Annotated in this window: 16 protein-coding genes and 2 pseudogenes; 11 read left to right on the forward strand and 7 right to left on the reverse strand. The window is 62.2% G+C overall.

Going from position 1 to position 26,214, the window contains the following annotated elements; translation table 11 throughout:
- Window positions 1–184: 184 nt before the first annotated feature.
- Window positions 185–781, reverse strand: coding sequence for a demethoxyubiquinone hydroxylase family protein (locus tag C4N04_RS12555; RefSeq protein WP_106796149.1), 597 nt, complete (start codon window positions 779–781; stop codon window positions 185–187).
- 169 nt (window positions 782–950) lie between these two features.
- Between C4N04_RS12555 and C4N04_RS12560 the strand changes: the two genes are divergently transcribed.
- The gene (locus C4N04_RS12560; RefSeq protein ID WP_077989421.1) at window positions 951–1,484 is read left to right on the forward strand and encodes a ribonuclease H; all 534 of its coding nucleotides are present in this window, start codon (window positions 951–953) and stop codon (window positions 1,482–1,484) included.
- A gap of 25 nt (window positions 1,485–1,509) precedes the next feature.
- Here the strand turns inward: C4N04_RS12560 and C4N04_RS12565 are convergent, their stop codons facing one another.
- A complete protein-coding gene (locus C4N04_RS12565; RefSeq protein ID WP_038689294.1) occupies window positions 1,510–3,822 on the reverse strand; it encodes an NADP-dependent malic enzyme in 2,313 nt (770 codons plus the stop codon).
- Window positions 3,823–4,261: 439 nt separating this feature from the next.
- Here C4N04_RS12565 and C4N04_RS12575 point away from each other — a divergent pair, with 439 nt between their 5' ends.
- On the forward strand, window positions 4,262–5,701 hold the full coding sequence (locus tag C4N04_RS12575) for an FAD-binding oxidoreductase (RefSeq protein WP_086156457.1): 1,440 nt from the start codon (window positions 4,262–4,264) through the stop codon (window positions 5,699–5,701).
- A 125-nt stretch (window positions 5,702–5,826) separates the two neighbouring features.
- On the opposite strand, the gene C4N04_RS12580 is transcribed toward C4N04_RS12575, so the two are convergent.
- The gene (locus tag C4N04_RS12580; protein WP_039620053.1) at window positions 5,827–6,576 is read right to left on the reverse strand and encodes a phosphoglycerate mutase family protein; all 750 of its coding nucleotides are present in this window, start codon (window positions 6,574–6,576) and stop codon (window positions 5,827–5,829) included.
- Window positions 6,577–6,800: 224 nt separating this feature from the next.
- On the opposite strand from C4N04_RS12580, the gene C4N04_RS12585 reads away from it, so the two are divergent.
- Together C4N04_RS12585 and C4N04_RS12590 are read left to right on the forward strand one after the other, a co-directional pair.
- Complete coding sequence (locus C4N04_RS12585; RefSeq protein WP_009996812.1) at window positions 6,801–7,610, forward strand: UDP-2,3-diacylglucosamine diphosphatase; 810 nt, start codon at window positions 6,801–6,803, stop codon at window positions 7,608–7,610.
- A 178-nt stretch (window positions 7,611–7,788) separates the two neighbouring features.
- Window positions 7,789–9,009 (forward strand): MFS transporter, encoded by a 1,221-nt coding sequence (locus C4N04_RS12590; RefSeq protein WP_009996814.1) that lies wholly within the window; start codon window positions 7,789–7,791, stop codon window positions 9,007–9,009.
- Here the strand turns inward: C4N04_RS12590 and dgcA are convergent.
- On the reverse strand, window positions 8,961–9,944 hold the full coding sequence (dgcA, locus tag C4N04_RS12595) for an N-acetyl-D-Glu racemase DgcA (RefSeq protein WP_077989249.1): 984 nt from the start codon (window positions 9,942–9,944) through the stop codon (window positions 8,961–8,963). The genes C4N04_RS12590 and dgcA overlap by 49 nt on opposite strands.
- A 98-nt stretch (window positions 9,945–10,042) precedes the next feature.
- On the opposite strand from dgcA, the gene C4N04_RS12600 reads away from it, so the two are divergent.
- The 5 genes and pseudogenes from C4N04_RS12600 to C4N04_RS12620 all read left to right on the forward strand — a co-directional run bounded on the left by C4N04_RS12600 (window position 10,043) and on the right by C4N04_RS12620 (window position 15,468).
- Window positions 10,043–11,212, forward strand: coding sequence for an MlaE family lipid ABC transporter permease subunit (locus C4N04_RS12600; RefSeq protein ID WP_199852461.1), 1,170 nt, complete (start codon window positions 10,043–10,045; stop codon window positions 11,210–11,212).
- 1 nt (window position 11,213) lies between these two features.
- Window positions 11,214–12,053 (forward strand): ABC transporter ATP-binding protein, encoded by an 840-nt coding sequence (locus C4N04_RS12605; RefSeq protein ID WP_038689284.1) that lies wholly within the window; start codon window positions 11,214–11,216, stop codon window positions 12,051–12,053.
- A gap of 8 nt (window positions 12,054–12,061) precedes the next feature.
- Window positions 12,062–13,432 carry an MlaD family protein gene (locus tag C4N04_RS12610; protein WP_096769492.1) on the forward strand — a complete coding sequence of 457 codons (1,371 nt, stop codon included), beginning with the start codon at window positions 12,062–12,064 and terminating at the stop codon, window positions 13,430–13,432.
- A gap of 25 nt (window positions 13,433–13,457) precedes the next feature.
- Window positions 13,458–14,069, forward strand: coding sequence for an ABC-type transport auxiliary lipoprotein family protein (locus C4N04_RS12615; protein WP_009992459.1), 612 nt, complete (start codon window positions 13,458–13,460; stop codon window positions 14,067–14,069).
- Window positions 14,070–14,215: 146 nt separating this feature from the next.
- Window positions 14,216–15,468 (forward strand): annotated as a pseudogene (locus C4N04_RS12620) (sensor domain-containing diguanylate cyclase).
- Between the two features lie 8 nt (window positions 15,469–15,476).
- Here the strand turns inward: C4N04_RS12620 and C4N04_RS12625 are convergent.
- Entirely contained in the window at window positions 15,477–16,346 is an 870-nt protein-coding gene (locus tag C4N04_RS12625) for a D-alanyl-D-alanine carboxypeptidase family protein (protein ID WP_010057976.1), read from the reverse strand.
- A gap of 369 nt (window positions 16,347–16,715) precedes the next feature.
- On the opposite strand from C4N04_RS12625, the gene C4N04_RS12630 reads away from it, so the two are divergent.
- Both C4N04_RS12630 and C4N04_RS12635 read left to right on the forward strand, forming a co-directional pair.
- Window positions 16,716–17,465, forward strand: a complete 750-nt coding sequence (locus tag C4N04_RS12630; RefSeq protein WP_106796151.1) for an aminoacyl--tRNA ligase-related protein — start codon at window positions 16,716–16,718, stop codon at window positions 17,463–17,465.
- A 145-nt stretch (window positions 17,466–17,610) separates the two neighbouring features.
- Window positions 17,611–18,115, forward strand: a pseudogene (locus tag C4N04_RS12635) (AAA family ATPase).
- 23 nt (window positions 18,116–18,138) lie between these two features.
- On the opposite strand, the gene C4N04_RS12640 reads toward C4N04_RS12635, so the two are convergent.
- Window positions 18,139–18,699: a cysteine hydrolase family protein gene (locus C4N04_RS12640; RefSeq protein WP_096769497.1), complete on the reverse strand. Its 561-nt coding sequence runs from the start codon at window positions 18,697–18,699 to the stop codon at window positions 18,139–18,141.
- A 100-nt stretch (window positions 18,700–18,799) separates the two neighbouring features.
- On the reverse strand, window positions 18,800–25,903 hold the full coding sequence (locus C4N04_RS12645; protein WP_106796152.1) for a hypothetical protein: 7,104 nt from the start codon (window positions 25,901–25,903) through the stop codon (window positions 18,800–18,802).
- Between the last annotated feature and the right edge of the window lie 311 nt (window positions 25,904–26,214).

Genomic DNA, 26,214 nt, shown 5'->3' on the forward strand with positions numbered 1-26,214 from the left:
CCGGAATGAGCAAACGGTTGGTGGTCGAATGCGACGTCACTTCGCCGCGCGTTTCCTCTTAGCGTGTTTCTCTTAATAAGCTCAGAGAAATTCTTAGCGTATTTTCGCGATCTTATCCAGCAGAGGCCGGCGATTCCACGCGTCGCGCCAGACGTCGCTCGCGGACAGATCCGGTCGCGGACTGTCAGATCTGCTTCGAGCGCGCCATTTCGGCGTGCATCCAGCTTGAGTCTCCCCATGTCGAGAGCCAGATCATCAAATCGGTGAGTGCGGCGATGACGGGCAGGAGCAGTGTGTGGCTCATTCCGCGTGCGGTCTGGTTTTTCTCGGCCTCCCTGAGATGAGCCAATTCATCCTCTTGAATGGAGGCAATAAGGCCATGAAGCTCGGGGTCTCCGGCCGCCAGAAAGGCCAATTGATCCTCAAGGTGACGGTGAACAGTGCTTTCAACCGCCTCGGTACAGATCCAGACCATGTTACGTCCACCGAGGGCAGTCAGGAAACCCAGCAGGTAACCGCCGAGGCTCCAGAATGCCATGACGCGGCATGGCCTGGCCTTCCTGGACGGCATCGCGTCGCGAAACAGGCGGCAATGCTTGATCTCGTCATCTCGCATATCGCGGAGTGCAGGAACGATGTCGGGAAACAGCCTACGGGCCATCCAGATCTGTGCGCCATAAATGCGTATTGCGCCGAATTCGCCAGCATGATTGACCTTGAGAATACGACGTACGGTTACGGTTCGATCGCGCTTACCGGCGTTGCTCAACGGATTGTCCATGATCCACGCTGCCCCATAGTTCCCCCCTCGGCAATAGGCACCACTGCCGCTACTATCGTCAATGGTCGACACAATCGACGGGGTGCATTCCGCGTCAAGCGGCGCGCAGACCGTCGCGATAGGCGCTGGTCTGGGCGGCGAGCGTAGCAAAGGCGGGAGCGAGGCGAGAATGATAGGCATCTTTAACGAACTTAGCTTGCCTGGAGCAACCGGCCGGATGCGCGAAGCTCAACACGGCCTTCACATCTTCGTAGACGGTTGTTACGAACCCGGTTCCCAACACGGCGGCTGGGCATTTGTCACCTATCGCGATGCAGTGGAGATCGCCTCCGGATTCGGTGGCGTCCAGGAGTCGGCCAATAATTCGATGGAATTGACCGCCGTCCTGAAGGCCGCAATCTGGATCAATAGCGAAGCAGCCGGCGAAGCTGCGACCATCTGGTCCGATTCCGTCTATGCCGTCAAAGGCTGCAACAGCCGGCGACATATCTGGAAAAACAACGGCTGGAAGAAGAGCAGCCCGAATGGAAATGCTCGAAGGCGAACGATCGACAATGCGGAACTGTGGAAGGCAGTCGATCTTCAACTATCCCAGAACGCCCTGGTGACCGTTACCTGGTGCAAAGGCCATTCCGGTATTGCCGGCAACGAACGCGCCGATGCGCTCGCGGATAAAGGGCGCCTGTCGATCCGGGCTGCCTGATATTGCCGGGTTGCTAGCAGCCGGCTTAAGCCGGCTGCGATGCCTCGACGACGGCCAATGCCGCCATGTTGACGACGCCGCGGGAGGTGACCGAGGGCGCGAGGATGTGGGCGGGCATGGCGGCACCCAGCAGGATCGGTCCGACATGCAGTCCATCCGTCATCGATTTGACCACGCCAAGCGTGATGTTGGCGGCATCGAGGTTCGGGAAGACCAGCAGGTTCGCCTCGTCGTGCAGCGTCGTGTGCGGCATGACGCGCTTGCGCAGGGCTTCGGAGATGGCGCTTTCACCGTGCATTTCACCATCGACCTCGAGATCGGGGGCGGCGTCGCGCACGAGCTGCAGGGCATTGCGCATCTTGGTGGCGCTTTCGGATTCGCGCGAGCCGAAGTTGGAATGCGAGACGAGGGCAGCGCGCGGGGTGATTCCGAAACGGCGGATTTCCTCGGCCGCCATCACCGTCGCCTCGGCGATCTCTTCGGCGCTCGGATTGAAGGTGACGTAGGTGTCGGTGAAGAAGGTGGCGCCGCGCTGCGAGATCATCAGGCTGAGCGCGGAGAAATCGCGCACGTCCTTGCGCTTGCCGATGATCTGGCGCACATCGCGCAGATGCTTTTCATAGCGGCCTTCGAGGCCGCAGATCAGCGCATCGGCCTCGCCGCGCCTCAGCGCCAGCGCGCCAATGACCGTCGTGTTGGTGCGCACGATGGTGCGGGCGGCTTCGGGAATGACGCCGCGGCGGCCGACGAGCGAGAAATAGAGATCGACATATTCGCGGAAGCGCGGGTCGTCTTCCGGATTGATCACCTCGAAATCCTGCAGCGGCCGAATGCGCAGGCCGTAGCGCTTGAGCCGCGTTTCGATGACCTGCGGACGGCCGATCAGGATCGGTTTGGCCAGGCCTTCCTCAAGCAGCACCTGGGCGGCGCGCAGCACGCGCTCGTCTTCGCCTTCGGAGAAGATGACGCGCTTGCGCTCGGCGGCCTTGGCCGCAGTGAAGATCGGCTTCATGACAAAGCCGGAGCGGAAAACGAAGCGGTTCAGCTGATCCAAATAGGCGTCGAAATCCTGGATCGGGCGGCGGGCGACACCGCTCTGTTCGGCGGCCTTGGCGACGGCCGGCGCGATGCGCAGGATGAGGCGCGGATCGAAAGGCGAGGGGATCAGATAATCCGGGCCGAAGACCGGGGTCTCGCCGGAATAGGCGCGGGCGGCGACATCGGACGGCTCTTCGCGGGCAAGCGCTGCGATGGCACGCACGGCCGCCATCTTCATTTCCTCGTTGATCGTCTCAGCGCCGCAATCGAGCGCGCCGCGGAAGATATAGGGGAAGCAGAGGACGTTATTGACCTGGTTGGCGAAATCCGAGCGGCCGGTGCAGATCATCGCATCCGGACGGGCGGCGCGGGCGAGATCCGGCATGATCTCCGGCGTCGGATTGGCAAGCGCCATGATCAGCGGCTTGTCGGCCATCTGTGCCAGCAGTTCCGGCTTGAGGACGCCGGCGGCGGAAAGGCCGAGGAAGACATCGGCGCCGCCAATGTTTTCAGCAAGTGTGCGCGTATCGCTCTTCTGGGCGTAGACGGCCTTCCACTCATCCATCAACTCGGTGCGGCCCTCATAGACCAGGCCTTCGAGGTCATGGACCCAGATGTTTTCGCGCTTGGCACCGAGGGTTACCAGCAGGTTCAAGCAGGCAAGGGCGGCGGCACCCGCGCCGGATGCGACGATCTTGACGTTCTCGATCGCCTTGCCGGCAAGTTCGAGCCCGTTCAAGATCGCGGCGGCGACGATGATTGCCGTGCCGTGCTGGTCGTCGTGGAAGACCGGGATCTTCATCTTCTCGCGCAGACGCCGCTCGACCTCGAAACATTCCGGCGCCTTGATGTCTTCGAGATTGATGCCGCCAAAGGTCGGCTCCAAGGAGCTGACGGTCGAGACCATCTGTTCGACGCTCGCCGCGTCGATCTCGATGTCGAAAACGTCGATGCCGGCGAATTTCTTGAAGAGCACGGCCTTGCCCTCCATGACCGGCTTCGAAGCCAGCGGGCCGATATTGCCGAGGCCGAGCACGGCGGTGCCGTTGGAGATGACGGCGACGAGATTGGCGCGGGATGTGTAGTCGGCCGCCGTTTCGGGGTTGTCGCGAATGGCAAGGCAGGGGGCGGCAACGCCCGGCGAATAGGCGAGCGCGAGGTCGCGCTGGTTGCCGAGCGGCTTGGTCGCCTGGATCTCCAGCTTGCCGGGGCGGGGATAGCGATGGAAGAACAGCGCCTGCTCGTCGAGATCGCCGCTCGTCAGGTTCTTGTCCGTCTTGGATTTATCCTGGTGATCCATTGCCGCCTCCGTGCACGTCTTTTTCTGGAGTTCCCTCCATACATCAATCGGATACTGGCGACAGTATGGAAATGGGGGATGGACGAAGTTTTCGTCGAGAGGGTATGCCGTGGATACCGCCCTCTGCCCTGCCGGGCATCTCCCCCACAAGGAGGGAGATCGGCAGGAGGCTGGATCATCGTTCCCTCTCTACGCATCGGCATATTCGTGCGGTAATTGCTTGAGCAAGCCATCGCGCCCATTCAATCTCCCCACCTGTGGGGGAGATGCCCGGCAGGGCAGAGGGGGTATCCACGGCACACCTAAAACCTTCTTTTGCGTGGAGCCTCATCGCGGCGGTGGCAACGAGCTAATCCTTTTGGAAAACTTGTTTGGCGACCACTGCGGGCGCAATATGCCGGCCGCGACGGTGCGGGGCGCCGGTCGCAGGGAGGAAATCATGGACAATTTGAACCTGACGACCCTGCAAAGCGGGCAGACGATGGTCAATGACGTGGCCATGGATGCTTTTGCCGCTGGATTTCGCGGCAATCTTCTGACCAGCAAGGATACGGATTACAACGAGGCTCGGGCGATCTGGAACGCGATGATCGACCGTCGGCCTGGGTTGATCGCGCGTTGCGCCGGGGCGGCCGACGTCGTGCGCGCGGTACGGTTTGCCCGCGACAACAATCTGCTCGTTTCGGTGCACGGCGGCGGCCACGGCATTGCCGGCAACGCCATGTGCGAAGGAGGCATCGTCATCGATCTGTCGACGATGAAGTCGGTCCGGGTCGATCCCGAGATACGCCGCGCCAGAGTCGAGCCGGGCGCCACGCTTGGCGACGTCGACAAGGAAACGTTGGCCTTCGGGCTGGTGCTGCCGACAGGCATCAATTCGACGACCGGCATCGCCGGCCTGACGCTCGGCGGCGGTTTCGGCTGGCTGACACGGAAATTCGGGCTGACCCTCGACAATCTGGTTTCGGTGGATGTGGTGACGGCCGACGGCGAACTGGTCAAAGCGAGCGAAACGGAAAGGCCGGATCTCTTCTGGGCGCTGCGTGGCGGCGGCGGCAATTTTGGCGTCGTCACCTCCTTCGAATTCCAGCTCAACCCGCTGCATTCCGAGGTTCTTGCGGGGCTGGTCGTGCATCCCTTCGCTGATGCGGAGAAGGTGCTGCGGGAGTATCGCCAGGCGCTGGACGCGGCACCCGATGAACTGACCTGCTGGGTGGTGATGCGCCAGGCGCCGCCGCTGCCTTTCCTGCCGGCCGAATGGCACGGTAAGGAGATCGTGGTCCTCGCCATGTGCTATTGCGGAGATATAACGGCGGGGGAAAAGGCGACGGCCAGATTGCGGGCGATCGGCAAACCGATTGCCGATGTCGTCGGTCCGGTGCCGTTTACCGGCTGGCAGCAGGCATTCGATCCGCTTCTGACAGCTGGCGCGCGCAATTACTGGAAGAGCCAGGATTTCGCTTCCCTCTCGGATGCGGCGATCGACGTCCTGCTCAACGCCGTGCGCAAGCTGCCGGGGCCGGAATGCGAAATATTCATCGGCCATGTCGGTGGGGCCGCCGGCCGTATTCCCACCGAAGCCACCGCCTTTCCGCAGCGCAGCTCGCATTTTGTCATGAACGTGCATGCGCGCTGGCGGGAAGCGGGAATGGATGCAAGCTGCATTGGCTGGGCGCGCGAGCTCTTCGAGGCAACCAAGCCGCATGCTGTGGGTACGGCCTATATCAACTTCATGCCGGAGGATGAGACGGATCGGGTCGAGATGGCTTATGGCGCCAATTATGCGCGTCTCGCTGAAATCAAGCTGCGCTATGATCCGAACAACCTGTTCCGCATGAACCAGAATGTGAAACCGCTGGCGGCTGTGCGGGCCGCCTGATTGGTGCAGTCAGGCGACTGTCAAAACCCTTCCCCACACGGGGGGAGGGACTAGTTGTGCGCGCCAGCTTGAGCAGACATCGGAAAGATGAAATGGATCCGAGCCTCATCTTTCCACTCAGCTAACTAGCCTCCAAGCCTCGGCGCGAGCGTGACATCGGCACCATGGGCATCGCGCAGATCGCCTTCATGTCCAGGCAGCCGGTCGGCCGCCCGGTGCAGCAGGATCGACGCATAGCCTTGCGAGCGCGTGCCCTCGATCAGCGTGATGTCGGCATTTCCGGGATTGTCGGAGCGCTCGAACCATTCGACAGGGTGGTGCAGGAAGTTCATTTCGACCGCCCGATTGGTAACGCCATGGCCGACAATGGCGATGTTATGGTCGTCGTTCTCGCCGTCGCGCATCACCGTCTGGAGGAAGAGCCGCACCCGTTGAGCGACGTCCGCCCGGCTCTCGCCATCGGGTGGACGCGCATAAAACTTGCCGCTATTGCTGCGCAGCCGCGCCCATTTTTCGAATTCCTCGGGAAATTTTTGTTTCCTCTCGGCATGGTCGTAGATTTCGGTAAAGAGGCCGAAATCCTGCTCGCGCAGCAGATAATCTTCCCTGACATCGCCGACGAAATCTTCCGGAAGGGCATCGAGCAAAGCGTCCTTGCTCTGTCGTGTTCTTAGAAACGGCGAGTACCAGATGCGCAGCTTCTGAAATCCGTTGTCGGGCAATCCCCGCAGATAGGATGTGATCACGCAGCCGGCCTCCAAAGCCTGCCGGTAGCCCCATTGCGTCAGTGGCACGCTGTGGTCGCCGAACTGCCGATAGGCCCGTTCATCGATGTTGCCGAGGGATTCGCCGTGGCGAACGAGAAAAAGGCGCATCAGCCGTCCCCGCATTGTCGGACGTGGAATCGCCGCATCATGAACGCGAGCGATGCGCGGGGCAACATTGCAGGAAGGCGATTCCTGCCCCGACGATTGACTTATTGCCGTTGGGATAACTAGCGGTGCAGGCCTTTTCCCCAGTCTGTCATCTTCCTGAAACACGAGTCTGGTTTTGGAAGGCTATATGAAAGATGGGGCATGAGCCGTAGCTCGTGATAGACATGATGGAACCCAGACATTTCCGCACGCTCTTCATTTCCGATGTGCATCTCGGCTCGAAGGCCGCGAAGGCTGATTTCCTCCTGGACTTCCTGCGCTACCACGAAGCCGATACGATCGTGCTCGTCGGCGACATCGTCGATGGCTGGCGCCTGAAGCGCAGCTGGTATTGGCCGCAGGTCTGCAACGATGTCGTCCAGAAGCTCTTGCGCAAGGCACGCAAGGGCACGCGCGTCGTCTATATCCCCGGCAATCACGACGAGTTCCTGCGCGATTTTCCGGGCATGCATTTCGGAGGCATCGAGGTCGTCGAGCGGATGATGCATGACGGCGCCGACGGCAAGAAATACCTGATCCTGCATGGCGACGAGTTCGACGTCGTCGTTCGCAATGCCCGCCTGCTCGCCTATCTCGGCGACTGGGCCTACGATACGGCGATCCGCATCAACATCCTGCTGGCGGCCGTGCGCCGCCGCCTCGGTATGCCCTACTGGTCTTTCTCGGCCTGGGCCAAGCTGCAGGTCAAGCATGCCGTCAATTTCATCGGGGAATTCGAGCGCGTCGTCGCCGAAGAGGCGCGCAAGAGCGGTGCCGACGGGGTGATCTGCGGTCACATCCACCACGCGATCATCCAGGACATGGACGGCATCCGCTACATCAATACCGGCGATTGGGTCGAAAGCTGCACGGCGGTCGCCGAGCACGAGGACGGCACGTTTGAATTGATCACCTGGCGGGCGCTCGCCAGCACAGTGCCGGCGCTGACCGCGGTCGAGCGCGAAGAGGCGGAGCTGGCACCCCAGGCTGCCTGATTTCGGCTGATTATTTCGTGCCGGCGCGCCCGCGCCGGTACTTTCCAGGAATTTAGCCGGTTCCGTCAGGCGACAGACCCTATTTATTTTCTAAAACGTTTCAGCAGGGCTATTTCTCGCAATAGTCGTATCCGGGGTGGCCGTGGTAGGACAACGTCAGTTTCCTTCAGGTCCCCCCATGATTCCCGTTCACCATTCCCCGACGAGTGAGGGAGCGCCGCCGCGCTTCCGGCTGCTCAGCGCGCTTTCCTATTGTGCGCCGTTGCTGGTCAACGGCATCGTTCTGCCGTTCTTCCCCGTCTGGCTCGCGACCCACAGTTTCAGCGACCATGAGATCGGCATCATCCTTGCCATACCGATGGTGGTCCGGGTGCTGGTGGCGCCCATCGTCGCCATGATCGCCGACCGCTTGAAGGAACGCGCCGATGTGCTGCTGTGGTCGGGTGGCCTGTCGCTGCTGACGGCGATCGCGCTTTACTGGACGACAAGTTTCTGGCCGGTGACGATCGTCTATGCGCTGCAGGGCGCCACCTTCGCGCCGTATCTGCCGGTCGTCGAATCGATCGTCATCTCGGGCGTGCGCCGCTGGGGGCTCGATTACGGGTCGATGCGCGTATGGGGTTCGATCGCCTTCATCGCCTCGACGCTGGTCGGGGGGCAGTTGGTCAGCCGCTGGGGCGGCGGGATGGTGCTCATCGTCATGGTGTTCGGCTTTACCATGACGATCGTCATGGCGATCTTCTGTCCGCGCATCGGGCCGACGCGGCGGCGCGGCCAGCCGATAAACATTCCGGCGGCCACCGGCAGCGGCCTGCGCGAGCCGCATCTGCTGCTGCTTCTGATCGGCGTGGCCATCCAGCAGTCGAGCCATGGGGTGCTCAACACTTTTTCGTCGATCTACTGGCATCAGCTCGGCTTTTCCGGCACCGAAATAGGCCTGCTCTGGAGCGCCGGCGTTGCCTCGGAGGTGACGGTGTTCTTTCTTTCGAAGCGTCTTAACCGGCGCTTCGATGCCTGGACGCTGATCCGCTTCGGCTGCGCCGTCAGCGTCTGCCGCTGGATCCTCTTTCCCATGAACACGGGCTTTGCCGGTTTCTTCCTGCTGCAATGTTTCCACGGCTTCACCTATGCCTTCGTACATACCGGCGTGCAGCGGCGGATCGTGGCGACGGTACAGGAAACGCAGGAATCATCGGCGCAAGGCGCCTATTTCTTCTATGTCGGCATGGCGATGGCGCTGATGACCCTGGCGTCCGGTTATCTCTATGCCTGGCTGGGCGTCGTCAGCTATTACGTCATGGCGCTGGTCGCGCTCTGTGGCCTCGGCATCGTCATCGCAGCCTATTACCTTCAGCCCCAGAGGCTGCTTTCGGGCGGAAAAACCAGGGAGGCAGCGTAACGGAGGCCGGGCTGCCGGTCGCGGGCGAGCAGCAGCGGACCGTCGAGATCGACGAAATCGGCATTCTGGGCGAGCAGCACCGCCGGTGCCATGGCAAGCGAGGTGCCGACCATGCAGCCGATCATGATCGAGAAGCCGAGCCGCTCGGCCTCTGTCTTCATCGCCAGGGCCTCGGTGAGGCCGCCCGACTTATCGAGCTTGATATTGATCGCGTCATAGCGGTCGGCAAGGCTGGCGAGATCGCCGGTATGGTGGACGCTCTCGTCGGCGCAGACGAGCAGCGGGCGGCGGATCTCGGCAAGCAAGGCGTCGCGGCCAGCCGGCAGCGGCTGCTCGACGAGCGTCACACCCGCCTCCGCGGCGATGTTGAGGTGACGTTCCAGCACCGCTTCCGGCCAGCCTTCATTGGCATCGAGGATGATTGCGGCTTCGGGCGCGGCCGCGCGGACGGCGCGGATGCGGCTTTCATCGTCGCCGGTGCCGACCTTGACCTTGAGCAGGGCGCGGCCGGCATGTTCGCGCGCCTGGGCCGCCATCACCTCCGGTTCGCCGAGCGAGATGGTATAGGCTGTCGTCAGCGGTTTCGGATCGGCAATGCCCAGTCGAGACGCGACGCTTTGGCTCATCTGTTTGGCTTCCAGATCCCAGAGGGCGCAATCGACGGCATTGCGCGCAGCGCCGGGCGGCATCGCCGACAGCAGGTCGTGCCGCGAGATGCCTGCCTCGATCAGCGGACGCGCGGCTTCGATCTGGGCAAGAACGCTCTCCATCGTTTCGCCGTAGCGGCGATAGGGCACACATTCGCCATGCCCCTCAGCCCCTTCGTCCGTCAGCGTGCAGGTGATGACCTCAGCCTGCGTCTTTGCGCCGCGGGCGATGGTAAAGCTCCCGGCAATCGGAAAGGAATTCATCTGGATATCAAGGATGCGCGGCATTATTGCTGTCCTGCGAGCATGGAAATTGCACGTTGCTTCTGTATATTGACGCGCCGGGCGACGAACCGCTTCGCGAGTCGGCACTGTCGCTGTAAGCCTTGAAAGACACAAGTATCTTGAACGCCGATAATCGCAACGCTGCCTCGCTTGCCGTGGACGACCAGTCCGCAGGTTCGGGACAGCGTGTGCGTCTTAGCGGCAACTGGCGCAGCGCCTATGTGCATCTTGTGTTGCGCGATTTCGAAAAGCTCCTGCACCAAAAGTCCGGTAACCTGACGGTCGATCTGTCGGAGATTACCGACATCGATACGGCGGGCATCTGGTTGCTGTGCCGGCTGAAAAAGGAAGCGGAGGCGGCCGGGCGGACGGTCGGCTTCGAAGGCACCAATCCGCATATCGACGAAATGCTGGCGATGTTTTCCGAGGAGTCGCCCAAACCGGAGCAGGAGCCGAGGGAGAAGATCTCACTTGCCGCGCGCATTCTCGCGCCGATCGGCAAAATGGCCTACGACGTCTGGGACAATCTCGCCGCCGCCATGTATATCCTGGGCTCGGCGGTGCGCGGCGCGCAGATGAAATTCGGCCGCGGCAGCGGCGTTTCGCCGGCCTCCATCGTCAATCAGATCGACCATATGGGCGTTCGCGCCGTTCCGATCATCCTGCTGATGTCATTCCTGATCGGGGCGATCATCGCCCAGCAGGGCGCCTTCCAGTTGCGCTATTTCGGCGCGGAAGTCTTCGTCGTCGATCTCGTCGGCATCCTGCAATTGCGCGAAATCGGCGTTCTGCTGACCTCGATCATGATCGCCGGCCGTTCCGGCAGCGCGATCACCGCCGAAATCGGCTCGATGAAGATGCGCGAGGAGATCGACGCCCTGAAGGTGATGGGCCTGAACCCGATCGGCGTGCTGATCTTCCCGCGGCTGGTGGCGCTGACCATCGCGCTGCCGCTGCTGACGGTCTTGGCGAACTTCGCCTCGCTTGCCGGTGCGGCGGCCGTCGCCTGGGGCTATTCCGGCATCACCTTCGCCAACTTCCTGGCGCGCCTGCACGAGGCGGTGACACTGTCGACCGTCCTGTCCGGCATGATCAAGGCGCCGTTCATGGCGCTCGTCATCGGTATCGTCGCCGCCGTCGAAGGGCTGAAGGTCGGCGGCAGCGCCGAATCGCTCGGCCAGCACGTGACGGCCTCTGTCGTGAAGGCGATTTTCGTCGTCATCCTGATGGACGGGCTTTTTGCGATGTTCTATGCAGCGATCAACTTCTAGCATGGCGGACCGCGTGAACGAGCAAGCGATCGAAAGCGAAGGACAGGGCAGGGATGTCGTGCTTTCGGCGCGCAACGTCACCGTCGGGTTTGGCTCGAAGGTGGTGCTCGACAATCTGAACCTCGATATCTATCGCGGCGAAATCCTTGGATTCGTCGGCGCGTCGGGCACCGGCAAATCGGTGCTGATGCGCACGGTGCTGAGGCTACTGCCGCGCCGCTCGGGCACGATCAAGATCCTCGGTCAGGACTTCGACGAACTCGACGAGCCGCAGCGCAACGCGCTCGACATGCGGCTCGGCGTGCTGTTCCAGCAAGGTGCATTGTTTTCGTCGCTGACGGTCAAGGAAAACATCCAGGTGCCGATGCGCGAATATCTCGATCTGCCGCGCTCACTGATGGACGAACTGGCGCATCTGAAGATCCGCATGGTGGGACTGGCGGCCGATGCCGCCGACAAATATCCGTCCGAGCTTTCAGGCGGCATGATCAAGCGCGCCGCCCTTGCCCGCGCCCTGGCGCTCGATCCGGATCTCGTCTTCCTGGACGAACCGACGTCAGGTCTCGATCCGATCGGGGCGGCCGAGTTCGACGAACTGATCGCCAATTTGCGGGATAGTCTGGGACTGACCGTTTATATGGTAACACACGATCTCGACAGCCTGTTTTCCGTCTGTGACCGTATTGCCGTGCTCGGAAAGAAGCGGGTAATGGTGGAAGGCACGATCGACGACATGCTGGCCTATGACGATCCATGGGTGCAGGCCTATTTTAGAGGTAAGCGGGCGCGGTCGATCGTGCCGCAGGACAATGGCGCGCGGCACGGCAGCGGCGGGAAGTGACCGGATAGATGGAAACTAAAGCCAATTACACGATTGTCGGTTTTTTCACGGTGCTGGTGATCGCGGCGGCCTTCGGCTTCGTCTACTGGATGGCCGAATATGGCCGCGGCGGCCCGATGACCGAGTTGATCGTGCGGATTCCGGGTTCGGCCAACGGCCTCAGCGTCGGCTCGCCGGTGCGCTTCAACGGTATCCAGATCGGCTCTGTGCAGACATTGTCGATCGATGCCGACGATCCGCAATATTCGCTGGCTTTCACCCAGGTGCGCACCGATGCGCCGATCTACCCGTCGACCAAGGCCGCCCTTGAAATCCAGGGCCTGACCGGGGCTGCCTATATCGAACTCTCGGGCGGTCGCAAGGGCGAGGAAAGCATCCTCCAACATGCGATCGACAATAACAAACGTGCCGTCATCGTCGCCGACCAGTCGAGCGTCACCAATCTTCTCGCCACCGCCGACAAGATCCTCGACCGCGCCAACGACGCCGTCGGCGAACTCCAGGGTTTCATCGAGGATTCGCGCGCTCCGCTGACCCAGACCTTCAAGAATGCGGAGACATTCTCGGACGCGCTTGCCAAGAATTCCGACAATATCGACGCCTTCCTGCAGAGCGTCGGTGAGCTCTCCAATACGGTGAAGGCGGTCTCCGGCCGGGTCGATTCGACCCTTCAAGCGGTGGAATCGCTCGTCAAGGCTGTCGACGCTCAGAAGATCGACAATATCGTCTCCAATGCCGAGAAGATTACCGCCAACGTCGCTGATGCCTCAGGCGATCTCAGGGGCGCGATCCAGAAGTTCGACGAGACGGCCACCACATTCAACGATTTCGGCAAGCAGGCGCAGGCCACACTCGACCGCGTCGATACACTCGTCGCCCAGATCGATCCCGCCAAGCTCAAGGGGTCGGTCGACGATATCTCGCAGGCGACCAAGGATGCGCGCGCCGCTGTCGCTTCGATCCGCGATGTCGCCAACACGGTTTCGGGACGCCAGAAAGATATCGACCAGACGATCCAGGACGTATCGCAGCTTGCCAACAAGCTGAATTCAGCCTCGACCCGCATCGACGGCATTCTCATCAAGGTCGATGCGCTGCTCGGGACCGACAATACACAATCGATGTTCGCGCAAGCGCGGGAAACGCTGGAATCCTTCAAGAAAGTCGCAGACAATCTGAATGCGCGAATCGGGCCGATCGCCGACAATCTGCAGAAGTTCTCGAGCGGCGGCTTGCGCGACGTGCAGACTCTCGTCAACGACATGCGCGGAACAGTGAACAATCTGAACGAGACGATCACCAACTTTGACCGCAATCCGCAACGCCTGATCTTCGGTGGGGACACGGTCAAGCAGTATGACGGCCGGACGCGGCGCTAATAGGGTAAGTCAGGGATAGCCTAATATGGTCGCATCGCATCTGTTGTCGCGCCGTTCATGGATCAGGGGAACGGTGATCGCGCTGCCGCTGACTGCGCTGATCCTTTCCGGGTGCGGCACCGCGGCCAAGAACGACACCTATGACCTGGCGGGCGCCGTCGACGGCGACGGACCCGCAGCCAAAACCCGCCAAATCCTGATTGCCGGTCCGACGGCGCTGAAGGCGCTGGACAGCGAGCAGATCGTCATCCGCGTTTCGCCTTCGGAAATTCAATATCTTTCGCGGGCGCAGTGGGGCGACAGGCTGCCGCGCATCGTGCAGTCGAAACTGGTGGAAGCCTTCGAGAATTCCGGCAAGGTCGGCGGCGTCGGCATGCCGGGGCAGGGGCTGGCGATCGACTACCAGATCGTCACCGACATCCGCTCGTTCGAGATCGATGCTTCGAACGGCAATCAGGCGGTGGTCGAAATCTCCGCCAAGATTCTCAACGACCGCAACGGCACCGTGCGCGCCCAGAAGGTGTTCCGCGCCATGGCGCCGGCCGGCGGCGACAATGTCGCTTTCGTCAAGGGTCTCGACCGCGCCTTCGCCGCTGTTGTATCGGAGATCGTCAACTGGACGCTGCGCTCAATCTGAGATGGCGTTTGGCAATCGCTGGCTCCAAATCAAGAGTTGCCAATTCGGAAAAAATCTCGTCCCCTGTGATTGGGGCCGCCGCCGTATTCAAATTTTTCACGAATTTGTGGAACCCATCATGTTAACGCTATCAGGAGGCACGCTGCATGGTGGTTGCACGAGTGTTCGGGAAGTCGTCGCCGGAGGCGATCCAGCGCGAAAACGACCGTTTGGCTGCGCTGCAGCAACTCGATCTCCTCGATACGCCGAGGGACGAAGGCTTCGAGCGGATCGTCCGTCTGATAAAGCAGATCTTTTCCATCGACATCGGCATCATATCCCTGATCGACGGGCACCGGCAGTGGTACAAGGCCTGTTCCGGCCTCGCGGCCGACGAGGTGTCGCTGGAAGATACGTTCTGCCGCTGCGTGGTCGACTGTGACGAACCTGTCATCGTGCAGGATGCCACCAAGGACGCACGATTTTTAAAGCATTCCGCGGTGACCGGCGAGGATCATATCCGGTTTTATGCCGGTGTGCCGCTCAGAACTAAGGCCGGGCATATGATCGGAACAGTTTGCGCGATCGACCGCCAGCCACGATCGTTCGGCAGCAGAGACCTTAGCATTCTCCTGGAACTCGCGGGGGCGGCGATGGACCGCATTGATCTCATGCAGTCGGCCGCTACCGACAGCCTGACCGAGGCGATGACCCGGCGCGCCTTCAAGCAGGAGGCCGATCAGCTTATCTCGCTCGCCCTGCGGCACCAGCACGACCTGTCATGTATCGTCTTCGACATCGACCATTTCAAGCAGGTGAACGACAGGCATGGACATGCCGCCGGAGACGCAGTCCTCAAGGCGGTGGCATCCGCCTGCAAGGCGACCTTCGCGCCGGTGATTTGTTCGGACGGATCGGCGGGGAGGAATTCGCCGTCGTGCTGCCGCATGTCGACCGTGAGGGTGCAGTCGCCGTCGCCGAAAAGATCAGAGCCGCCATCGCCTCGCAGCCCGTCCGCAGCGATTATGGTGTCCTGCACGTCACGGCGAGTCTGGGCAGCTCGGCGCTCTCTATCGTCAGCAAGGACATCGAGACCTTGCTGGGGCAGGCGGATGCCGCCATGTATCAGGCCAAACACGGCGGCCGGAATCGCTGCGTATCTTGGAGCTCCATTCACGCCGATCACGCGATCGGCGCTCGCCGGCGGGTGCTGAAGGCAGGTTCGATCCTGTTCAACGATCGGCGCTCGACCATCGACTGCACCGTCAAGTCCATCGGCTCGGAGAGCGCCGGTATCTTGGTTTCGAATACATCGGGCATTCCTGCTGAATTCGTTCTTGCCATTAAAGGAGAAGGCTTCGAAACGAATTGCAGGGTAATTGCGCAAGACCGGCAACACCTGGAAGTGGCGTTCAAATAGATAGCGGCCTATTTCGTCGGTTGCGAATCCGTCATCGTCGCTCCGGGCTGGCTGCCCGGTGTGGTGTACGCAGTAGCGGTCGATGACAGGGTGCTGTCCAGTAGTCCGGCCATCTTGTCGTCACGCAGGCCAGCAGTCTTTTCACCCATGACGACCCCAACCACGCGCCGGCCACCCTTCAGCGCCGACGTCACGACATTATAGCCGGATGCGTCGGTATAGCCGGTCTTGATGCCGTCGACGCCGTCATAGCGATACATCAGGTTGTTGTGGCCCCGCAGTTTCATGCCGCGGAACTGGAAGCCGCGCATGGAGAAGAGTTTGAACTCCTCGGGGAAGTCCCGCATCAACGAGACGCCGAGGGTCGCCATGTCACGCGCCGTTGTGACCTGCTCCGGATCGGGAAGGCCCGAGGGATTTTTGAAGACCGTGTCCTTCATACCAAGCTGGCGCGCCTTGTCGGTCATCGTTCTGGCGAAAGCCTGTTCGGAGCCGCCGAGCTGTTCGGCGATCGCCACGGCAGAGTCGTTGGCAGACAAGACCACGATGCTTTCGACCGCTTCACGCAGGGTTACCTTGCGACCGGCGCCGACGGCAAGCTTGAAGGGCTCCTTGCTCTCGGCATTTTCCGACATGGTGAGCTTCTGATCCCAGGTGAGGCGTCCGTCGTGCAATGCCTCGAAAGCGAGATAGAGCGTCATCATCTTGGTCAGCGACGCCGGATAGTTGAGATCGTCCTGATTGGAGGCTTCGAGCACCTGGCCGGACTGTACATCTAGGACGAAGCTTGCTTGGCCGGCCTCGGCCTGAGCGACTGCGCACATCAGCAAGGCAGACGAGAGCGCGGTGGCGCGGAGGCGGGTGGTTATCTTGGTCATCGGATTACTGTCTCTGTCTCTAGACGGCCGGGTGAGCCTTTGGCTAAACGCAAGCCGATCGAGAAAGTTTGTGACGAAATGAAGGACAGGCGGCAATAAAAAATCCCCTATCCACAGCTGATTGCTTTTGTCCCGTCGTCTTCGATTTTGACAATGGCGCGCATAGCCCATAGAAACTCCTCATGAGCATGAAGAGCGCGCCTATTTTCCACGCTATCAGCACCTGCCTGCAGGCTGGGGTCGTGCGCGCTCTTGGCGGACGAGGTCTTCGCGTCCAGCTGTGACGTCGGGCGCTGCGGGCGTTCCGGCGCGCTGCCGGACGTAAAGCCCCTCACCACGTCAATCAAGGTTGCCAGGGAGACAGGCGCCGTGCTCAATATCTATCATGTCAATTCGCTCGTCCATTGGGAGGAGCGCGAGATCCATCTGCGCGATCATATGATCGACTTCTTCTCACAAGAGGTCGGCCGTTTTCTCAAATCGGTCAATCCGGCCTGGGATGTGCGAAGGGTCGAGGCGCCGACGCTGATGCCGCGGTCGCTGGTTTCAAGCGCTTATTCGAACACCGATATCTGGGTTCAAGAACAGCTTTCCGCCGGCGATGCCGGGCTGGTGCTGAGGCCGGAGACCACGCCGTCGACCTATGCCTATATGCAGCATATTCTCGGAAATCATTCGAAGATACGGCTGCCGCTCTGCGTCTGGCAGGCAGGCCGGTCCTATCGCCGCGAACAGGAGCAGCCGACGAAACATATGCGGCTGAAGGAGTTCTGGCAGCTCGAATTTCAATGCGCCTTCACCGCCGACAGCGGCAACGACTATCACGCTGCCTGCCTCGAACCGGTGCGCCGCATGATAGCCTCGCTGATCCATCTGCCGACGCGGGTCGTGCCCTCCGACCGGCTGCCGGCTTATTCCGAGGTGACGATGGACATCGAAGTCGACATTGGCGACAAGTGGATGGAGGTCTGCTCGATCTCACGCCGCAAAGACTTTCCGCAGCGCTACCGGTCGCAGCCGAAGAAGGGAGCGGCCGTCGACCACGATGTCCTCGTGCTGGAAATCGCCATCGGTCTCGATCGGTGCGTTTACAATTGGGGCATGGTAGCCGATCGATAGGACAGGGCGGGCTGCAAAGGCGCCGGCTCGCGTTGGAAGACTACTTCTGCTTGCCTTGCGACGCATCTCCTCTACAAAGAAGTGATGGACGACGCTGGACTTGTCAGTCCGGCTTCGCTGCGCATTCGCAAACGGGCGAGAGACGATGCTGGTGATCTTCGGCGGCTTGCCGGGTAGTGGAAAGACGACTATTTCGCGCGCCCTCGCGAGACGGCTCGGAGCCGTATATGTGAGGGTCGACACGATCGAGCAGGCGATCAGAACGTCGGTTGACCCTTCCACTGACATCGGCCCGGCAGGTTATGTCGTGGCCTACGGCATTGCGGAGGATAATCTGGCGCTCGGCAGGGTCGTGATCGCAGATTCGGTCAACCCGCTGACGATAACCCGCGAGGCATGGCTGGCGGTCGCTCAGCGCTCCGGCGTGATCGCGGCCGAGGTCGAGGTGATCTGTTCCGACAAAACCGAACATCGCCGCCGGGTCGAGACACGGAAAACGGATGTGGAAGGTCTGGCAAGAAGTCGTCGAGCGAATATATGACGACTGGGGGGAGACGCCGATCATTGTCGATACGGCTGCGAGGGATGTGCCGGAGATCGTCGAGGCGCTGATCGTCAGGTTCAGGACCGAGCACCTGCTTCCGATTTGATATCGTCGGTTGCTGCCCGTGCTTTATGAAAAGGCTATATCGGCCGCGGGACGGATTTTCACCGCCGCATTACCTGCGTCGAACCCGTCGAGCGTTTCGTTGTGGTGGGCGACGATTTCGGAGAAGGTGAGGGTCGCAGTATCGCCTGTGGTATGGCCGTCCGCCACCAGCGTCACATCATAGCCGAGCGAAACGGCGCGCCTGACGGTCGTGTCAACGCAGAATTGCGACATGCAGCCGCCGATGACGAGATGGGTGACCGCCCGTTCGTTCAGGCGTTGTGTGAGATCGGTCTCGAAGAAGGAGTCGGCGCTTTGCTTGCGGACGACGACTTCGCCTTCCCGCGGCGCGATCTCCCGGCGCAGTGCCCATCCCACCGTGCCGACCGCCAACCGATGACTGCTGTCGCCGTCATGTTGGACCAGCACGACCGGCGCGCCTGCCTGTCTCGCCTGCTCCTGGAGCGATGCGAGGCGAGCGACGGTTTGATCCAGTGCTGAATCGACGAGAGACTGCCGCTCCGGCTTGGCCTTGCCGGAGAGAATTGCATTCTGCACATCGATGATCAGGAGGGCCTTGGTCATTTGCTTCGCGGTTCCATGGCAGAGGAGCAGATCAACCGCTCACATAAGTGAAGCCGCCTGAGACGTTCAGGCGGCTTTTAATCACGGCTATCGGACAGGCTTAGCGGAGCCTGCCGGCTGCATGGGCGAGCATGGTGTAGACCTTGCCCGTATCCGAGGTCAGATAAGACTGAGTGACAGTCTGGTTCGGGTCGGTGCGGGCGACATCGGCGAGCAGCTTTTCGAAATCACCGATATAGCGGTCGACGGCGGTGCGGAATTCCGGCTCGCGGTCGTATTTGCGTTTGATCTCGTCGAAGGTCTGCTGGCCCTTCAGCGTGTAGAGACGACGGGTGAAGACGTCACGCTCGCCGCGCTGGTAGCGGCGCCAGAGATCAACCGAGGCATCGTGGTCGATGGCGCGGGCGATATCGACGGAGAGCGAGTTCAGCGATTCTACGACGTGGCGCGGATTGCGGCTGTCGTTGCTGCGTGCGGCCGGTGCGGGGGTTTCCGCCGGCCGAGCCGGAGCCCGGGCAGGCGCCTCGTCCGCGGCCTCGTCACGCGAAGCGCCGCGCAGAAGATCGCTGATCCAGCCGCCGCCTTCCCGGGTCGGTTCCTGACGGGCTGCTTCCTGGCGAGCGGGGGCCGGCTGCGGGGCGGCGCGCTGAGCGGCGACAGCCGGAGCGGAGGGCGCGATCGTTCCGCGCAGCCCCGTCGCTTCGATCGGCGGCGGTGCCGCCGGCTGCGGCGGTTGAGCGGCCGGCTGGGCGGGGCGCGGCGCCGGCTGTGCCTGGGCAAGCGAGCGGGCGACGGGCTGGGAGATTTCAAGCTGCTGGCTGGAGCGGCCGACGAGCTGGGAGATATCCTGAAGCGCCTTGATCTGCTCGGCGACGGCGCGGCGCATGGCCGAGGCGCTTTCCTTGGCTTCCTCTGGCAAGTCGAAGGCGCCGCGCTTCAGTTCGGCGCGGGTGGCGTCAAGCTCGCTGCGAATGTCGGCGGCGGAGCGGCGAATATCCTCGGTGGCGCCGGAGAAGCGTCCAACGGCATCCTCGATCGCCTCGCGCAGCGATTCGCGCATGTGCTGAGCGGCACCGTCGGAGGCGCGGCCGGCCTCGCCGAGCATGCGCTCGACTTCCGACAACGAGGCGGTGAGGCCGCCGCGAATACGATTGGAGAGGTCGCCGGAACGGCGCTCGACATTGGCGAAAGTGCCGTCGATCGTCGTGTTGGCTTCCTCGCCCGCGCGGGTGATCGCCTGGCGCATCGTCTCGGCCGCCTCCTGGGCGCGCTTCTCGGTTTCGGTGAGAATGCGGCCGATATCGGCGAAGGAGGACTGGACGCCCTGGCGTAGATTGCCGGTGACCTGGTTAGAGCGCTGCTCGGCCCGCTCGAACACGGTCTCGATCATGCCGCCGAGGCCCTGCATGGTCTTTTCGATCTCGTCGGAGCGCTGGACCAGGCTGACCGAGAGCGCCTGCAGCGCGCCTTCACGCTCCTCGAGCGTCGAGGCAAGGTTGGACTGGGCGGCACCCAGAAGCTGTGAGGCCTGGGTCAGAACCTTGGAATGTTCGTCGAAGCGGCCGATGATGCCGCCGACCTGGGCCAATGTCTGGCCTGATATGTCGGAGAGGCGGTCGACCTTGCCTTCGAGAAGCCGGGTCGAGGCATTGACCATTTCGGCGGCCTTGGTGGCGGAGTCGGCAAAGCGCGTCGTGGTTTCGCCGAGACGTCCGTCGACGCTCGTCAACTGCTCGGCGGCGCGGTTCATCATCATGGCCATCGCCGCGCTGCTTTCCGACATGCGCTGGACCAGACCGTTGACATTGCCGACCAGGCTGCTCTCGATGGCGCTGACGGCATTGGCGACATTCTCGGTGCGGGCGGCAACGGCGCTGGCGAGCGCTTCGTTTTCGGCGCGCAGACGGTCGGCGCTCAGGTTGGCGGCGGCGGTGATGCGGGCGGCAGCCTGCTCACCGGCATCGGTGTAGCGATCGATGATCGGGCGGGCCGTTTCGTCGAGGATACGGGTCAATTCGACAGAGCGGCCTGATAGCATCGAGTTGAGGTCGCGGGTGCGTTCCTCGAGCGTCGAGCGGATCGAGTTGCCGCGCGCTTCGAGCGCCCGGTCGATATCGGAGAGGGTGGTATCGATCTCGCGGCTGCGCTCCTCGAGATTTGTGCGGATGGCGCTGCTGCGGGCTTCGAGCGCCCGGTCGACATCCGCCATGGTGGCGGAAATCTCGCTGCCGGCCCCCGACAGCGTCGTGCGGATGGCATTGCCGCGCGCTTCGAGAGACTGGCCGGCATCCGACAGGGCCTTGGAAATGGCGTTGACCTGCGTGCCGACGATGGTCTCGGCCTCGGCGACTTTGTTGACAATGGCATTGCCGGCTTCCGAGAAAGTCTGGGCGACGGCAGCGGCCTGGGTTGCCAGGCGGTTCTGGGCTTCGGCGACGCGGGTGACGATCTGCGACGAACGTTCATCCATGGTGCGGGTGAATTCGTCGCTTTTTGCATTGAGTTCCTCAGCGAATTGCTGGCCGGTCTTGCCGAGCAGTTCGGTGGTTCTCGTCGCTTCGCCTTCCATTCCCTGGGCGGCTTCTGCCACGGCGCTGCGTAGCGTCGAAGCGAGGCCGGCGGCCTTGCCTTCGATGGTTCGGTTGACGGCTTCGAGGCCGACAGTCAAAGCGCGATCCATCGTCGAGAGGCGTTCCTCGATGCGCTCGTTGCCGCGGTCGAGAGTTTCGCCGAGACTTGCCGTGCGGCCCTCAATGGCGCCCGCCAGCGTGGTCGTGCGGCTGTCCAGGGTCTCGGCCAGATTCGCGGTGCGGCTGTCGATCGCCTGGGTGAGATTTGCGGCGCTGCCTTCGAGCGTCGCCGAGATGCGTCGGGTGGTGTCGTCACCAAGAGCGCCGAGACGGGATATGCCGTCGGCAAGCACGCCGGACAGCTGGCTGCTGGCAGCTTCAACCTTGTCGGCAACGCCGCCGACGCCGTCACGGATGCGGCTCTCGATCGCCGTCAGGCCGGCTTCCATGCGAGAACCGGTTTCTTCAAGACTGCCCGCAAGGTTTGCAACCGACTGGTCGAGATGGGTGGAAAGGTTCTGGGCGGAGTTCGAAATTGTGTTTGCCGCCTCCTGGAAGCGGCCGGCGATCTGGCCGGCGCCGGCATGCATGCGATCTTCCAATGTCTGAGCGCCGGCATCGATCGCCTGACGGATCGAGGCTTCACGCTGCTCCAGCGACATCTCGAGCATGCTCACGGTCGTCGCCACCGATGTGCCGATGCTGGTCGCCTGTTCGGTCAGCGTATCGCTGATCAACGTATGGGCCTGGTTCAGCGACAGGTCGATGGCGTTGGCGCGATCCTCCAGCGTCGTGCGGATGCGCTCATGGGCAGAATCCAGTCCGCTCTCGATGCGCGCCGCGGCCTCCTCGGCAAGACCTCCGAGCCGCGCATGGGCATCGCTCAGGCGGCCTTCGATGCGGCCGGTCAAGCCGCCGACGATATCCTCGAAGCGGGCGCCGCCGGCATCGAGAACGCCCGAGAGGGTCGCACTGTGCTGGGAAAGCGCATTTTCGAGCCGCTGCTGATTGTCGGCATAAGCGTTATGGATCGCATCGGTCTTGTCGGCAAAGGCGCCGGCGACGCGCGCCTCGGCACTGGCGACGGCTTCCATGATGGAATTGCTGCGGGCTTCGAGCGCGCTGTCGAAGCGGCTCTGATTGTCGTCGAGCGAAATGGCGAGCGCCATGGTCTTTTCGTCGAGCGTATCGGTGAGCCGGTCGTGGCTTGCCGTCACGGCGCCGATGATCGCCGCGGTTCGGTGTCCCAGGGCTTCCTCGATGCGGACCTGGCCTTCGTTCAATGAGGCGGCCAGCGCGGTGGCCTTTTGGTCGAGCACGCCGTTCAGGCGTTCATGCGTGCCGGAGACGGCGTTGGTGATCGCATCGGCACCCGATGTCAGCGTCTCCTCGAGGCGGCTCTGGCTCTCGTTCAGCGAGATGGCCAGCGCCATCGCCCGATCGTCAAGTGTCTCGGACAGCCGGTCATGGGTGGCGGAAACCGCATTGAGGAAGGATTCCGAGCGGGTCTCCAGCGTGTCCTGCAGTCGCCGCTGGCCTTCGTTCAAGGAAGCGGTGAGCGCCGATGTATTCTGGTCGAGCATTTCGGCGATACGCTCCGGCGTGCCCGACACGGCCTTGAGGAAGGTCTCGGACCGGGTCTCCAATGTGTCTTCGAGCCGTGCCTGGCTCTCGCTGAGCGAGATGGCAAGCGTCATCGCCTTCTCGTCGATTGTTTCGGAGAAACGGTCGTAGGTGCCGGAAACGGAATTCAGCAAAGCCGCGGAGCGGCTTTCCAGCGTATCCTCGATGCGAGCCTGGCTCTCGTTGAGCGAGATGGCAAGCGCCATCGCTTTTTCGTCCAAGGTTTCGGCGAGGCGGTCATGCGTGTCGGAAACCGCATCCATCAGGGCGGCGGAGCGGGTTTCGAGCGTATTCTCGATACGCGCCTGGGTCTCGCTCAGCGAGGCGGCAATAGCCGACGCCCTACCGTCCAGCGCCTCGGCGAAGCGGTCGTGGGTGCCGGAGACAGCGTTCAGCAGGGCTGCGGAGCGGGTTTCCAGCGTGTCCTCGATACGGGCCTGGCCTTCGTTCAAGGAAATGGCAAGCGTCATAGCCTTTTCATCAAGCGTTTCGGCAAGGCGGTCACGCGTGCCGGCTATGGTGCTGAGCAGGGCTTCCGCGCGTGTCCCGAGCGCATCCTCGATGCGCGCGTGCCTCTCGTCGAGGGACGTCGTCAGCGCAGCTGCCTTCGTATCAAGTGTTTCCGACAGCCGCTCATGCGTGCTGGACACGGCATTGAGGAAGGCTGCGGAGCGGGTTTCGAGCGTGTCCTTGAGGCGGCTCTGGCTTTCGTTCAAGGAGATGGCGAGCGCCATTGCCTTCTCGTCGAGCGTCTCCGACAGTCGGTCATGCGTGCCGGAAACCGCGTTCAGCAGGGTGGCGGAACGGGTTTCGAGCGTATCTTCGATCCGGGCCTGGCTCTCGTTCAACGAAATGGCAAGCGCCATGGCCTTCTCGTCGAGCGTTTCGGCGAGACGGTCGTGGGTGCCCGCGACAGCGTTGATGATCGCGTCGGAGCGAGTGGACAGCGCTTCCTCGAAACGACCGTGATGGCTGGTCAGCGCATCCACGAGCGCGCCGCCGCGCTCTGCCATGACGCTGTCGATGCGTCCATGCGCAGCGCCGAGCGCCTCGCTGATTTCGGCAGTGCGTGCAGTGAGCACGCCGCTCAACGCCTCGGCGCGGCCGCCGAAGGCGGTGGTCACCTCTTGCGTGCCGGCGGCGACGGCGGCGGTCAGCTCGGTGGTGGTGGCGCGCAGCGTGTCGCGGAACTCGGCTGAGCGAGCCTGGAGATTGTTCTGCAGGTCGGAAGTGCCTGATGCAAGCGCTAGCGAGATGTCGGACGTCGCGTTCTGCAGCGCCGAGGTCAGCTCGCCGGTGCGGCTGGTCAGCGCGGTGGTGATTTCCTCGCTGCGAGTGCCGAGCGTGTTTTCCAGCACTTCGTGGCTGGTGGCGAGGGCGGTGGCGAGCGCCAGCGAGTGATCCGTCATCGAGGAGCCGATGCGGTCGATGCCGGAATTAAGGATGCCATCGATCGAATCCGAGCCGCCGGTCAGCGTCTCGTTGATGCGGGCAAGGCTTTCCATCAGCTTCGTGTCGAGCGAGCCGGTGCGTTTGTCGAAAGCGCTGGTGAATTCGGCGACGCGCTCATCGAAGGCGGTCGAAAGCTGAGCGACGGTCGTCTGCAGCCGCTCCTCGAAGAAGCCGGAGCGAAGGTCGAGATCCATGACGGCGTCGTCGGCGGTGCTCTGCAGGCTCTGGCGGAAGCTTGCGCCCTTTTCGTCAAGCGCGCTGTTCAGTTTCGACAAGACGTCGTCGAGCGTACCGCCGATGGTGCGTTCGCCTGATGTCAGGCTTTCGTTGATCTCGCGGGTGCGGGCGATCAGGATTTCGTTGAGCTGATGCGTGCGCTCGTTCAGTGCTGCGTTGAGCTTCTCGGTGCTGCTGTCCATGGTCGAGGCGCGCGTCTCGAACTGGCTGAGCAGTTTTTCGCCATGCTCGTTGAGATTGACGGTGAGCGCTTCGAGGCGGTTGTCGAATTCGGTGGCCAGCGCAAAGCCGGACGCGTTGAGCGTCTGGAGCAGGCTGTCGGTCTTGGCGGCAAGCAGGCTGCCCATCGACTGCAAAGCGCTGTCCGATTTTTCCAGGATCGTCGCTGCGCGCGTGTCGATCAGCGAGGCGAAGGCTTCGCCCGACGTCGCGAGACGCACGGCGATCTCTTCGGTCGCCAGCGACAATTCTTCCTTCAATTGATCGTGGACGCTGCCGATCGAGGTGCGGATGCGGTCGGCATGGTTGACGATCGCCTCGCGTTCGGAGCCGAGTTCATGGACAAGGCCGCGCACGCGCAATTCGTTGTCCGCATAGGAGCGTTCCAGCGCGTTGACTTCGGAATGGACCAGCGTTTCCAGCTCGGTAGCACGCGCAATGGTGCGCTCGATGCCTTCATTCATGGCCGAGACCTCGCGGCGCACCGCCTGGCCAACGGTCATGATGCGTTCGGAGGCGATGGTTTCCGGCTCCGCCAGGCGCAATGCCACCTCTGCCATGGAACGGGCGGCGTTGCGCATATCCTGGGCGCGGGAGATCATGACCGCAAACGCATAGAACATCATCACCGGAATGATGATGCCGACCAGGCCGGCAATGACACCGGGCAGGGCGACGAGGTCGGCAATCGAACGGATCTGCCAGATCTGCGGCGCGTAAAGCAGCGACATCAGGCCGAGGCCCGCCATCACCCAGAGCACGGAAAACAGGGTGGCGGTGCGCATTGCCGAGCGGCTGGAGGCGCCGTCGAAGGATTTCAGGATCGAGGCGGGCGTATTGCGGCTGGCATCATTGGCGGGCGCAAAGGCCGGAGCCCTGGAAGCCTGCTCGCCATTGGCGCTGCGGCGGTTGCGGCGCTGCATTTCTTCCTGGGTTTGCTGATTACGCGCATTCGATGGATCAGACACATTCCCCTCCGGCGCCTCAGGCGCGTCGCCGCGGCGAGACGGCACATTATCCTTGCCGAAATCGATCTGGAGCGCCTCGTCCAATGCCTTGAACGCCTTGTCCTCTATCGACTCATTGTATTTGTTATTCGCCATTCGGTTACGCCTCGTTACTGTCGGCCGGTCCGCCAGCGCTGCCCAGGCTTCCGCCTTATCCCGGAACAACTTTGCCGTTATGCCCTCCATCCCAACCGCGGACGGATAAGCATGTCATTTCAGAGTAGATAGCCGCTTTTTCAAACGGAAGGTATCAAAACACTACCATTATCCACTCACTCGGCAAAGGCGCGTACCATAAACCCGCTCCACCAGTATCGTAGTGACACATCTGGGCTCGTCACACAATTAATGAAGGCTTGAGATTTCCAGCTCGTTAACTCGTTGTTAACAATTTTGAATCCGAGAGC

This window comes from Rhizobium sp. H4 (assembly GCF_003013335.1).
Classification (GTDB): Bacteria; Pseudomonadota; Alphaproteobacteria; order Rhizobiales; family Rhizobiaceae; genus Rhizobium; species Rhizobium sophoriradicis.

Bases quoted from the DNA above. Each gene is read 5' to 3' on its own strand.
- C4N04_RS12615 (WP_009992459.1), top strand. From the start codon at position 13,458: ATGGTCGCATCGCATCTGTTGTCGCGCCGTTCATGGATCAGGGGAACG.
- C4N04_RS12555 (WP_106796149.1), bottom strand. From the start codon at position 781: ATGGACAATCCGTTGAGCAACGCCGGTAAGCGCGATCGAACCGTAACC.
- C4N04_RS12590 (WP_009996814.1), top strand. From the start codon at position 7,789: ATGATTCCCGTTCACCATTCCCCGACGAGTGAGGGAGCGCCGCCGCGC.
- C4N04_RS12575 (WP_086156457.1), top strand. From the start codon at position 4,262: ATGGACAATTTGAACCTGACGACCCTGCAAAGCGGGCAGACGATGGTC.
- C4N04_RS12645 (WP_106796152.1), bottom strand. From the start codon at position 25,903: ATGGCGAATAACAAATACAATGAGTCGATAGAGGACAAGGCGTTCAAG.
- C4N04_RS12585 (WP_009996812.1), top strand. From the start codon at position 6,801: ATGATGGAACCCAGACATTTCCGCACGCTCTTCATTTCCGATGTGCAT.
- C4N04_RS12580 (WP_039620053.1), bottom strand. From the start codon at position 6,576: ATGCGCCTTTTTCTCGTTCGCCACGGCGAATCCCTCGGCAACATCGAT.
- C4N04_RS12565 (WP_038689294.1), bottom strand. From the start codon at position 3,822: ATGGATCACCAGGATAAATCCAAGACGGACAAGAACCTGACGAGCGGC.
- C4N04_RS12625 (WP_010057976.1), bottom strand. From the start codon at position 16,346: ATGACCAAGATAACCACCCGCCTCCGCGCCACCGCGCTCTCGTCTGCC.
- C4N04_RS12610 (WP_096769492.1), top strand. From the start codon at position 12,062: ATGGAAACTAAAGCCAATTACACGATTGTCGGTTTTTTCACGGTGCTG.
- dgcA (WP_077989249.1), bottom strand. From the start codon at position 9,944: ATGCCGCGCATCCTTGATATCCAGATGAATTCCTTTCCGATTGCCGGG.
- C4N04_RS12605 (WP_038689284.1), top strand. From the start codon at position 11,214: ATGGCGGACCGCGTGAACGAGCAAGCGATCGAAAGCGAAGGACAGGGC.
- C4N04_RS12640 (WP_096769497.1), bottom strand. From the start codon at position 18,699: ATGACCAAGGCCCTCCTGATCATCGATGTGCAGAATGCAATTCTCTCC.
- C4N04_RS12560 (WP_077989421.1), top strand. From the start codon at position 951: ATGATAGGCATCTTTAACGAACTTAGCTTGCCTGGAGCAACCGGCCGG.